This is a genomic window from Bacillus sp. R86525 (genome assembly GCF_042466195.1).
In the GTDB taxonomy this organism is placed as follows: Bacteria; Bacillota; Bacilli; order Bacillales; family Bacillaceae_G; genus Bacillus_A; species Bacillus_A nitratireducens.
On the sequence record NZ_JAXHPX010000006.1, the window covers coordinates 1 to 12,601 of the forward strand.

Consider the following 12,601-nt stretch of genomic DNA (forward strand, 5'->3'; position numbering starts at 1 on the left):
TTAACTATACTAAAATGATAATAGGATAGGATGTTCAATATAGAACATCCTATCCTATTTTTTATACAAAACAGACGGAATAATCAGATATTCAAAATATTGTCTACTATGTATATAATGTCATTAATGAAATGTGTTTTTATTAGTTAGGGGACAAAGCCCACAGCGGGAGGCGTAGCGTGGTCGATAGACCGAGTGTAAATAGGATTTAGGAGGTAAAGGTCTATGCGTGTACAAGAGGTGATCCTAGAGAATGGAAAGAGATACATATTAGTAGATAATGAAGGCATTCCTGTGATTCCTGTGCTCAAGTACCTCAAGTATTTGGATGTTACAGGAAAAAGCAACAATACACAGAAGACGTATTGTTATGCACTAAAACAGTATTTCCTGTACTTACAAGAAACAGAGAAAGATTACAAGGGTATAAGATTAGAGGATTTGGTGGAGTTTGTGGGGTGGCTTCGGAATCCGTATGAGAGCACTAAAGTAACGTCCCTCCGACCTGTGCAGGCAAAGAAAACAGAGAGAACGGTAAATCTTACGATCACCGCTGTCACAAACTTCTATGACTATTTGTACCGAAATGAAGGGTTACCGCGTGATATGGAAGAGAAATTGATGCGTCAGGTCTTTACAGGCGGGAGGACACGGTATAAGAGTTTCCTTCATCACGTCAATAAGGACAAGCCATCTATGCAAAATGTGTTGAAGATAAAAGAACCTCGCAAGAGGGTACAAACGCTCACAAAGGAACAGGTGCATCAGGTCTTGGCGGCTACCACAAATATACGGGACACCTTCCTGGTTCAACTCCTGTTCGAGACGGGATTGCGGATCGGAGAGGCTCTTTCTTTATTCTTGGAAGATTTCCAATTCGATCACGGAAAAGGTCATCGCATTCGTCTAACAGACCGTGGGGAATTGGAGAACGGTGCAAAACTGAAAACAGGCGAACGAGAGATTTTTGTGTCGCAAGCTCTCATGGATTTGTACGATGACTACCTGTATGAAGTGATCGATGAATTGGACGTCGAAACCAACTTTGTGTTCATCAAGCTGCGCGGTGGGAGCGCGGGTAAACCCATGACATACAGCAATGTGGAAGCCTTGTTCAAGCGGTTGCGGCAGAAAACAGGGATAGAGGTTCATCCTCATCTGTTTCGTCATACACACGCGACCATGTACTACCAGGAGACAAAGGACATCAAACAGGTGCAGGAACGCTTGGGTCATTCCCAAATCCAAACGACGATGAACCTTTACCTTCATCCTTCGGACGAAGAGATCCGTAAGGATTGGGAAAAGGCGCAGGGTGCATTCCAGATACGAAAATAGTACTGAAAGGTGGGAGAGAATGAAACAGAAACAACAAGTGTATACAGAAGAATTAGGGTTTCACGAACAATTGCAGCGCGAGCTGTTGAGTTATCCTGTGAAGAACATACATGAAGACGGCGTTGTTACCATCCAGCATATGAAGGACTCCTACTTCTTGGTCAACGACATTTGGAATGTTGACTTTTTCGAGGACATTCCGCAATTTAGGGAAATGGTGGAGAATTACACAGGCACTAATCGGAATGTGTATTTTCAAATCAACAGCCCGACTGTCAACCTGGAAGTGAAATATGTGTGGTATCAGAAACTGTTCAACGACGAATGGGCGCTGAGCAGCGCTTTTGTTCCAAAGATAACACACTTGCGCAGGTTGACAACTTTCCTTAACGAAAAACACCCTGCCCTCTCCACTCTCCTTGAACTAGACATCGAGAAGGCGGAACAGGAATGGTTGTTTTGGTTACAGCAGCAAGGAATTTCCACACAGCGAACAACGCAGCACATAATGTACGGCGAACACAAGTTTAAAACGAACACAGCAACCTTTCTACGGCACATCCATTCCAATCTCTTTGCGTTGACAGATACTCGCGAAGAATGGGACAAAGATCGATGGGATATACGGATACTGCATGAACAATATGGGATTGATTATGTTAAGAGCATTACCAATTATTACCTCGATTTCACCAAAATTGAACAGGTAAAGATGCGTCAGCACATCAAAAAATATATCAAACAACGCTTATTTAGTAAGAACCAATTCTCGTGGAGTTCAGCGAAACTATATTTAGCGCATTTGCCCAAGTTTCTGTCTTTTGTGTTTTCACAGGAACCAACCTGGAATGATTTGAAAGGTTTGAAACGTCACCATATAGAACGGTACATCCAATGGCTGCATGAGTACACCAAAAGCAACTTAAAACGTAAAGACGCACATCCTGAAAATTATATCTTTAAAGCGCTAAAAATCACGGGGAAATTTTTGGAAGACATCCAGCGATATGAATATGACATTGCACCTAAAACCCCTGTGCGATTACTACTCTTTCCCGAAGATAAACCGAAACTAAGAAAGAAGTCCATTGACCAAATTGACTATATTCCTGACTGTGTGTTAGAGCAACTCTTCACGCACATCAATGATTTACACAAAGATATCATTCCTGTCGTGTGGACCGCCTTTAAAACAGGGCTGCGGATTTCAAGCGTTTTAGGATTGACCTCTGATTGCTTGGAGCGGTTAAACGGCAAATACTCCATTGTCACAGATATTGAGAAAACGTACGTCAAAGGACATCGAATCCCAATTGATGACGAACTGGCAAATATCTTGGCGGTTCTCATTCAACAATCCCAAGAGAACAGCAATCGAGATAATAACCCGGAAGGGTTCATCTTCGTTCGTTATCGCGGGTCCCGGAAAGGAAAGCCTTATGATCGAGGTTGGATTCAGCAACAACTGAATATCTTAGCGAAGAGGAAAAACATTGTAGATGAGAGCGGAAAACTCTTTTATTTTAAAACTCATCAATTCCGACACACCTATGCCATCAAAATGTTGAACGGAGGTGCGGACATTCTGACTGTACAGGAATTGTTAGCCCATGCTTCCCCAGAGATGACCTTGCGGTATGCCAAACTATTGGATGACACAAAGCGAAAGGCGTTTGAATCGGTCATCAGCCAAGGAGTGTTCAGTTTTTCTTGGAACGGCGAGGTGCAAGAAATCAAGGTAGGCGAAGACATTCCGCAGGACATTCTGCAAGCTCTCTGGCAGGATCATAAACTGAATGCGATGGAAAACAACTATGGAACGTGTCACGCTCGTTTAAACGGCAGTTGTCCTTATATGGAGGAAGCACCTTGTTTAACGTGTAACGGAGGCAGTCCCTGTAAGGATTTAGCCATCGGATTTTCCGATTTCGATATAGGGAAATATGAAGATCACATCAAAAGAACCTCCAGAAATATGGAATTGGCAACACAGTATGGACGTGAAGACATTGTGGAAAAGGGTTCTAGAAATTTGAAGCGTTATGAAGAGATTTTAAACAAGCTACAGGAAGGGAACGTTATCTTCGGCAGAATGGAACGAATGAAGCGAAAGCAAGGTGTAGAAAATGGCTAACTATGATCGTAAAGAACATTTAAAAGCAATTCATGCATCGCGGAAGGCTGCCACTTATCAAAAGGTGGATAAAGCCATCCAAAGGCTCGTGCGAGCCAATGAGAACATCAATTTTAACAGCGTAGCGAACGAGGCTGGCGTGGCAAAAGCGACGCTATACAACAACCATGAACTGCGTGATCGGATTGAATCATTACGCCAGAAACAAGCTCAAGGTCCCACTCCAAAACAGGTGAAGCGGGAGATAGATGGACACAATAAAGATGCAATTATAGCATCTTTAAAACGGAAAATTAAAAAATTGGATGAAGAAAATAAAGGACTACGTGAGCAGCTAAAATTTGCATATGCAGAGGTTTATAAAAAAATCTAATAGCACTCCGTTCCCTGCATGTTCAACAATCGGTCCATATTCTGGAATATGTGATTGTATAAATAATTAAATTTTGAGATAATTATTTTAAAGGGAAAGGGAGTTAAATGGAATAAGATCGCTCAATAAAAGAAGTGATAAAAATATGACTTACAAGGGGAAGAGTTATGAAGCATAAAACATCAGAAAGATTATTTAAAATAGATTGCGGAGATATCTATCTTCAAGAGTTTTCCATTAAAGATGCAGATAGTATATACAGAATTTCAAATCAACCCGAAATATTTAATTTCTTGCCAGACTGGAAATCAACAAAAGAACAAAGGGTAGATTGGGTTACCAATTATGAAATACCAGCAAATAAAGCATTTCTTGATGCCGCTATAAATACATCAAACATAGATGATCATTTTTTAAAACTAGGGGTATTTATTAAGGAAACGGATGAATTTATTGGTTGGTGCTGTACAGGTATTAAAGATGAGCTACCTTCACCTAATAGAGAAATTATGTATGCCATTTCAAGTGAATATCAAAAGAAAGGATACGCTACTAAAGCGTCTACAGGATTGATTAACTATTTGTTTACAAATACAAATTTAGATGTCATTAACGCAGTAGCTTTAATTAACAACGTTTCATCAAATAAAGTGATTGAAAAATGTGGATTTACTTATCTGAGTCAACAGACAATAGAAAATGAATTATATAATCACTATGTACTGAATAAAACAGAGTGGATGAAAAATCATTAATAGAAAATGTTGTTGTTCCAGAAAAGGGCGCTTTAATGGAATGAAAGGAGAGAATATATTAGTCATGTCTAATATGTGCTCTCCTTTATTTTTAGGGATTTTTATAATTTAGGTCTTGATAACAAAACGGCCAACTTATGCTTCTTTTAATTTACAGCCAACGTATGATTCCAACGATAAACTTTAAATCACTCATAAAATCGCTTGAAATTATAAAGGTATTAAAAATAAAGCTTTAATATTTTTAATTAAAACGACTTAAAAAAGAGGCGTTTTTACATTATATAACTTAATGTTACTTGCTAATTCGCTTATTTTAACTTAAAATATCCTTATGGAGGTTACTTATGAATCAAGAAGAACGATTGATACGAGTCCTTAATTATTTAGAAACACATAAAACCATGAATATAAAACAAATGTGTGAAATGTTTCATATCTCACGAGATACTGCAAGAAGAGATATAGTAAAGCTTTCAAACAATAAGGCAATAGTTAGAACTTATGGTGGAGTGGCTTTAGCAACTTTTCATAAGAAAATTGATACTTATCAAGAGCGGTCACAGACTGAATTAGAAACGAAAAAATCGATTGGAATGAAAGCTGCAAATTTGATAGCAAATAATGACATGATTTATTTAGACGTTTCAACAACAGTCAACTTTGTAGCGCAACATTTGCAATCAAAGAACGTAACTATTGTGACGAATTCGATTGATACTACTTATATGTTAGCTCAATCTGAAGATACGACTATTCACCTTTTGGGAGGAACTTTAAATAAGATTTCTCGACATACTACGGGGACCTCTACCACTGAAAAACTCAAAGATTATCACTTTGACAAGGTGTTCATTGGAACCGCAGGTATTACAGAAGACGGGATATACTATGGTTTTGAAGAAGATATATATTTCAAGCGTGAATTAATAAAACATGCTGATCAAGTTATTTTAGTGGCAGATCACACTAAATGGAATCAGCGACGAAATTATAAGGGTTTAATGCTTGAATCTATAGACACATTCATTACAAATCAAGTTATGTCTAATGATTTATATAACACTTTGAAAGAAAACGGTGTTGAAGTAGTAATTGCAAGTGAAGATTAAAAAATAGGGAGGATTTATTTTGATTACATCTCTTGTTTTTGACGTAGACGGAACAATTTTAGACACAGAAAAAGCAATACTAAAATCCTTACAAAAAGTTTTAAAAGAAGAACTAAAGGAAGATTATGCGTTACAGGATTTAAGATTTGCATTAGGGATTCCTGGAAAAGAAACCTTAAAAAAATTAAAAGTACAGAATATAGACGTTGTTCATCCAAAATGGGCCAAAACTGTACTAGATTTTTCTCATGAAGTCTCCGTATTTGAAGAATTAGAAAGCGTTATTAAAGAGTTATCCCTTAGTAAATTAAAGCTTGGTATTGTTACATCAAAAACTAAGCAAGAATTAATAGATGAGTTCGAGCCATTTGGCTTAAGCGGTCATTTTGAACATACAATTTGTGCGTGTGATACAGATAAGCACAAACCACACCCTGAACCATTATTAGCTTGTTTAAAGCAATTAGATGTTCCTAATAATGAGGCGATATACATTGGAGATTCTATATACGATATGCAATGTGCAAAAAGTGCTGGTGTAAAATTCGCACTCGCTTTATGGGGTTCAAAGACAAAGGAAGGTTTTGAAAAAGCTGACTATGTATTAAATACACCAAAAGATATTTTGGATTTAATTTAACCAGGCTCAATTCTAATAAAAAAATTAAATTACAGCCCTTCCCGAACGAGAAAGCCCACCGCCTTTAGGCATGGGATGAAAGTGAGGTTGGATACGGAGTGCTACTAAACAACCGAAAGGTTTGTGGCACTTTAGTTATCAAAAGTGTGTGTATCCTTTATTTTTGACCTTTCGTTTTGCAGTTTTATAATCAAACTGATACATTGTAAGTATGATAAATGATTATAGAAAAACCAAAACAACAGTTTCATTAATTAACTACCATTTTGTATTTTGCCCACGATACAGAAGAAAGATTTTTCTTAACGCAAAAGTAGAAGAACATTTCAAAGCATTGGTTCAAGAGCTATGTAACGAACTAGATATTGTTATTATTGCAATGGAATGTGACAAAGATCATGTTCATTTGTTCTTAAATGCACTACCAACACTTAGCCCTGCTGATATTATGGCGAAAATTAAAGGAGTGACTTCGAAGCGTTTAAGAGAAGAGTTTTCTCATCTCGCGCATTTGCCAAGTCTGTGGACACGTTCCTATTTTATTTCTACTGCTGGGAATGTATCAAGTGAAACAATACAACATTATGTTGAAAGTCAAAAAATGAGGGGGTGAAACTTGTGACACAAACCATCACGGTCAAAGTTAAATTGCTTCCGACAAAAGAACAACTTAGGCTATTGGAACAAAGTAGTTCCGATTATATTAAACTCATTAATACACTGGTATCAGAAATGGTTGAAGCGAAGAAAAGCATGAAGAAAAGCATGAAGAAAAGCACAAAGGATATTGAAGCCAATCTTCCAAGTGCGGTTATAAATCAAGCAATTAAAGATGCGAAAAGTTTATTTTCTACAAAAGTGCAAAAGAGTAAATACAAAATTGTTCCCATTCTAAAAAGACCTGTTTGTGTGTGGAATAACCAAAATTATTCATTTGATTTCTCGCACATTTCAATGCCCTTTATGGTAAATGGAAGGTCAACTCGGTTAAAGGTTCGTGCTTTATTAACCGACAAATATAATCGCAATTTTGAATTGTTGAAACACAAGTTAGGTACACTTCGTATCACAAAGAAATCTGCTAAATGGATCGCTCAAATATCTGTCACAATCCCTACAAACGAAAAAAGGGGAACAAAGATTTTAGGAGTGGACTTAGGTCTCAAAGTTCCTGCAGTAGCCATCACAAACGATGATAAGGTTCGTTTCTTCGGAAACGGTAGAAAAAACAAATATATGAAACGTAAGTTTCGTAGTATTCGCAAGAAGTTAGGCGAAGCTAAGAAATTGAATGCCCTTAGGCAACTTGATAATAAAGAACAAAGATGGATGCACGACCAAGACCACAAAGTGAGTCGTGAAATCGTTGATTTCGCAAGGAATAATAATATCTCTGTCATTCGATTGGAGCAACTAACGAACATTAGACAGACGGCACGAACAAGCCGTAAAAACGAAAAAAATCTACACACTTGGTCATTCTTTCGTCTAGCACAATTCATTGAGTACAAAGCGAATTTAGTTGGTATAAAGACCGAATATGTGAATCCTTCTTATACAAGTCAAACATGTCCGAAGTGTTCTGAAAAGAACAAAGCACAAGATAGAAAATATAAGTGTCAATGTGGATTTGAGAAGCATCGTGATATCGTTGGGGCGATGAACATTCGCTACGCAACTGTGGTTGATGGTAATAGTCAACCAGCCTAAGAACCTATATGGCCTGTCTTAGGAGGGGTGATGGCACACCCTCATCTTGAAGGCTGTTCAAAACAGAAAGGAACTGCGAACGGTTAGTCATTCAAGAATCCCATCCGTTACACCGTAAGGTGTAGGACTTGCGGCTTTAGCCGTGGGAGTGTCAAAAAAATATAGGGTATATTTTAAACTCTGAATAGCATTAACAATATATATAATTATTAACTATCAACAAGAAAAAATAGGATTCATATTGGAGACCTACGGTGAATCCACATAATTTATGGTTGAACCTAAATAATAGATATGAACTACTCACCACTTATCAAAGCTTGAAGTGGGGGCTTCTCAGTTCCACGATGAAAGTAACTTTTCGACTCCCTGAGCGTTACTTAGGGGGTGTTCCACCCCTAGATGTCCAACGCTTGGACGCTCTCTGGGTACGGTTGATATTTTACGCAGGAACCGAATAGCTTGGTTTTCGCACTCTATTTTCTTCCTGCAACCTCCTATATCAAGTTATCAAAGAACTTCATATGGCTAGTTTATAAAAAGTTCTTGGCTATGCCAAACTGAAATTCATCTCCCACCTACCGCCGGGCCATCGTTCTTCACACGCTTGAGGAAGGAGAATTCTTTCGGGAAATTCGTTGAAATTGTTTTAGCTTATGAAATATAAGAATTGCTATATAATGATTTTGATTTACATGAAGAACACACCTGTACCATTTCGATGGTACAGGTGTGTCCTTTTTATAGTAAGGAAGAGAATTAATTATAAATATATGAGTTCCTGTTTTAATTCGATATTATTATATAATAATTACATAATTAATATCCGGTGATTTTGAGTCTATCTCAACTACAACTCAAGGGTGTTTTTTTAGGGAATGATGGTTAGGGCTTGGCTGCCTAATTGAACCCATGCTTCCTCAAAATCTTTCTTATCAATTCTTTTGTTTTTTTCCATATCTAATGGATCATTAATGTATACATATTGACCGGTATATCCAGTTAATAAAACACTATGTTGACGGTATGTAACCCGCCCCTCACCCGAATTTGTTTTCCAAGTACGAAACTCATAATCAGGTAGTTTGCGGAAGCTTGCGTTTGTTAAAATCCAAACAGGGTGTCCTTTATCAATTGCTTTATATAAATTTTCGGGATTACTTCCAGTTAAATCTATAATACAATTCTCTGGTATGTATAATTTAGCTAACTCTAAAATCGGCTTAATATGCACACCTAAACCAGGCATATCTATATCATACATATCTCCAACAAATCCTTCGTCCATATTTCCCATTAATCCATTGTTTTGAAAAGGGACATATTTAATATTTTTAGCTAATTCTAATTTATCAACGGATAGACCATTAAAATTTAAAAGCATTGCTAAACTTGTAACTTCGCATCCACGTTCTAATTCTGGATTTTGTAGAATTAAAGGGACTTCTAAAGGATTATTCTCTTTAGAATATGAATTTTTTTTATCGAGTTTAACAAGTTTATCCATCCCATATGTTTTATTTTTAGCGCTATTATTTTCATCTTTATGGACTAGAGTTATTATACATAATACGATGCAGAAAATGATTAAAATATATATATTTTTGTGTCGTTGCATTTTAGTATGTCTCCTTATTTAAATTGACATTTTAATTTAGTACGCAATAGGATTGCAAACATGTCAATATTGAAGTGTTCCCTTTAATACGTTTTCAAAGGATTAAAACTCTTCTTAAACAATTATTAAGAAGAGTTTTTTTATAGATAAAAGTTATAATGAATTTGTTTTAATTAACTAAGAAATTACGCAAAAAGAGTATTTGTCTGTACATTTGTTATATGCTCGGCTAATACAGTAGCTTGTGTATGGAGGGGGGCTGGAAATCCTAATGTAATACCATTGTGTTCAGTGCATTCACCAACTGCATAAATTAATTTATCATTTGTTTGCATGTACTTATTAACAACTATGCCACGGTTAACATGTAAACCAGCCTTTTCTGCTAAATGTGTATTAGGTCGCCTACCAATAGGTATTACAATTAAATCGTATTTTATAATAGTGCCATCTTCGAATTGAATTCCCTCTGCGTATTCTGTACCTAGGATTTTAACCGTGTTTTTTTCCATGAAAAATTGAATCCCTTTTGCTTTTAGCTTGTTACGTAGTAATGAACAATCCAGGATATCTTGTTTTGCCATTAAGTGTGAAATGAAATGAACAACGTGGACGTCTATTCCTAAATTAATTAATTTTTGTGCAATTTTTAGACCGAGCATACCATTGCCAATAATAATAGCTTTTTTTGAATGCTTCTTAGTATTTAATAGAAATTGGATTTCTTCAGTTGTTTTAAGTTTATTTACCCCAAATAATTGCAGTCCTTTAACGGGAAAAATAAAAGCAGTAGAGCCTGTTGCAATGATGAGTTTATCGTAGAAAACAATACGTCGTTTATCTGTAACAATGACCTCGTCCTCACGATCAATTTCTATTACCTTTTCGTTTGTGAAAAGCTTAATATTATGTTGTTTGTACCAATTATATTTCTTTAGCATTCTATTTTTTATATTTAATTTTAATGAAATAGTGTTTATCTGATTGTAGAGAGGATAGAGTTCATCACTGAAAATAGAAATGTTATACATATTAGGGTTTTGTATTAAAATTTGTTCAATACAGCGTAAACTAGATACACTATTACCGATTATGACTAAGCGTTTTCGTTTTTTCATATCAAATTCTCCTTTTACATTGTGAAGTATTGAGCAATAATTCCCGTTCATATTATAACAATTTTTAAAAAAGAGTGCTTGATATATAGTGTATTTTAAAAAATGTCACAAATTATTTTGGGGCGGGTATAGAAACAAAGATGTTTCATTAAACTCATAGGTTAGAGACAAGCTTTTTTATTTTACTAAGATATTTCGGAAAAAAATGTTGAATATGGTCGTTGATAAAAGTTTTTCTTCAATTTTTAAAGAGTAACGTATACAAACACAGTGTAACCTATCATTATAGGTCTTTCTATGTATAAATATAATTGATTTCTCAATGAATCATAATTACTATGCAAGTCAGTAAAATTAAGGTGAAGTGCTTTTCCTAAACATTATAAATTAAGACTTGTTATACAGAATTCATTATTCTTTAATTTTATATTGAATATGTATTATTCGCGTAGTATGCCCCCTCTAGGTTTTAGCGTATATAACAGATATTACTACACATTGTTTGAATTATTTCGTAAAAAGATTGTGTTTATTTTGTGAACTATTGAACAAATTCTTGAAAGTAAATATTGAAACATGTAGTTTATTCTTAGGATAATTTATAATAAATAGGAACTAAAGGAGTGTATAATTTTATGTTAGAACAAGGGATAGCTGATGCTATAAAAATTGCACAAAAGAAGAAACAAATATTAGATATAAACCCAATACAATATTTTGTACGCGCGGTACTAGCCGGCATCTATATTGGATTTATTATCGTATTATGTTTTAAATTAGGGAATTTTTTTCATGTTGTAGATTCACCTGCAACATATTTAATTGCTTCTTTGTTTTTTGGAATTGCACTTATATTAATAATATATGGTGGCGCGGAATTATTTACTGGGAATACAATGTATTTTACAATCTCGACTTTACGAAAAAAAACAACGGTCTTAGATACTTTTCGTAACTGGGGTGCCTGTTTTTTAGGTAATCTGATAGGTGCAATATTTTTTGCGTTATTATTTTATGGTACTGGTATTTTTGATCAGATTGAATATGAACACTTGCTAAGTAATGTTGTGGAAGTGAAAATGAATACTCCGACAATACAGTTATTCTTCAAAGCTATTTTATGTAATTGGCTCGTTTGTCTAGCATGCTTCCTTCCTTCTCAAGTAAAAGGGGATACATCAAAAATAATTGTTATGATGTTATTGGTTTTTACATTCTTTTTATCTGGATATGAACATAGCATTGCAAATTTATCGCTATTTGCAATCTCTTTAGTATCGCCACATCCCAATACAATTTCTTTTAGTGGGGCTATTTATAATTTGATTCCAGTTACAATTGGAAATATTATTGGTGGATCTGTATTCGTTGGTATGGTATATCATTATATAACAAAAAATTGCCCTATTCCTGAAGAGGTGGAAGATTTAGTGGAATCTCAATTTGAGGAAAATATTCCATTACAAACACAAATAAAACTTTAAGCTACTAATATAATCATTTCTGTATAAAAATAACACTATTATTTTTATATCAATTAAATTTATAAGCGGGAAATACTGATATAATACGTTTTAAAGTGTATTTTTTCTTTTATAAAATATATTGTTTGTTTTTGTTAGACGTATAAGGGACGGAAAATATACAAAAAACATTCACAATTTAGGTGCTGTAAATTTGTTAATATAAAATGCAAGGTCACATGTTGAATCTATTACAGCAACCTATAAAAACTTTATTAGGAGGTATACTCGGAGATGAATTTCAAAAAAATTAAAAAATTTATTCAGGATAGAAAAGTGT

General features: G+C 35.1%; 11 protein-coding genes. 9 read left to right on the forward strand and 2 right to left on the reverse strand.

The genetic code is table 11. The annotated features are described in order from the left end of the window. Positions 1-225 precede the first annotated feature (225 nt). The 8 genes from SJY24_RS01180 (at position 226) to SJY24_RS01215 (ending at position 8,062) form a co-directional block, all read left to right on the forward strand. Complete coding sequence (locus tag SJY24_RS01180; protein ID WP_377863447.1) at positions 226-1,338, forward strand: tyrosine-type recombinase/integrase; 1,113 nt, start codon at positions 226-228, stop codon at positions 1,336-1,338. Positions 1,339-1,357: 19 nt separating this feature from the next. Next, positions 1,358-3,472 (forward strand): tyrosine-type recombinase/integrase, encoded by a 2,115-nt coding sequence (locus tag SJY24_RS01185; protein WP_098888415.1) that lies wholly within the window; start codon positions 1,358-1,360, stop codon positions 3,470-3,472. Next, positions 3,465-3,845 carry a DUF6262 family protein gene (locus tag SJY24_RS01190; protein WP_098888416.1) on the forward strand — a complete coding sequence of 127 codons (381 nt, stop codon included), beginning with the start codon at positions 3,465-3,467 and terminating at the stop codon, positions 3,843-3,845. The genes SJY24_RS01185 and SJY24_RS01190 overlap by 8 nt, the downstream gene beginning before the upstream one ends. 167 nt (positions 3,846-4,012) lie before the next feature. Next, positions 4,013-4,600, forward strand: a complete 588-nt coding sequence (locus SJY24_RS01195; protein ID WP_098888417.1) for a GNAT family N-acetyltransferase — start codon at positions 4,013-4,015, stop codon at positions 4,598-4,600. A gap of 347 nt (positions 4,601-4,947) precedes the next feature. Beyond that, positions 4,948-5,712, forward strand: coding sequence for a DeoR/GlpR family DNA-binding transcription regulator (locus tag SJY24_RS01200; RefSeq protein WP_088040599.1), 765 nt, complete (start codon positions 4,948-4,950; stop codon positions 5,710-5,712). A 19-nt stretch (positions 5,713-5,731) separates the two neighbouring features. Further along, entirely contained in the window at positions 5,732-6,352 is a 621-nt protein-coding gene (locus SJY24_RS01205; protein ID WP_377863448.1) for an HAD family hydrolase, read from the forward strand. Between the two features lie 211 nt (positions 6,353-6,563). Further along, complete coding sequence (gene tnpA, locus SJY24_RS01210; protein ID WP_377863449.1) at positions 6,564-6,965, forward strand: IS200/IS605 family transposase; 402 nt, start codon at positions 6,564-6,566, stop codon at positions 6,963-6,965. 5 nt (positions 6,966-6,970) lie between these two features. Beyond that, the gene (locus tag SJY24_RS01215; RefSeq protein WP_377863450.1) at positions 6,971-8,062 is read left to right on the forward strand and encodes an RNA-guided endonuclease InsQ/TnpB family protein; all 1,092 of its coding nucleotides are present in this window, start codon (positions 6,971-6,973) and stop codon (positions 8,060-8,062) included. 871 nt (positions 8,063-8,933) lie between these two features. Here SJY24_RS01215 and SJY24_RS01220 read toward each other — a convergent pair. Next, positions 8,934-9,680, reverse strand: a complete 747-nt coding sequence (locus SJY24_RS01220) for a C39 family peptidase (RefSeq protein ID WP_377863451.1) — start codon at positions 9,678-9,680, stop codon at positions 8,934-8,936. A gap of 185 nt (positions 9,681-9,865) precedes the next feature. Continuing rightward, the gene (locus tag SJY24_RS01225) at positions 9,866-10,798 is read right to left on the reverse strand and encodes an FAD-dependent oxidoreductase (protein ID WP_078204048.1); all 933 of its coding nucleotides are present in this window, start codon (positions 10,796-10,798) and stop codon (positions 9,866-9,868) included. A gap of 635 nt (positions 10,799-11,433) precedes the next feature. On the opposite strand from SJY24_RS01225, the gene SJY24_RS01230 reads away from it, so the two are divergent. Then, the gene (locus SJY24_RS01230; RefSeq protein WP_377863453.1) at positions 11,434-12,282 is read left to right on the forward strand and encodes a formate/nitrite transporter family protein; all 849 of its coding nucleotides are present in this window, start codon (positions 11,434-11,436) and stop codon (positions 12,280-12,282) included. Positions 12,283-12,601: the final 319 nt, after the last annotated feature.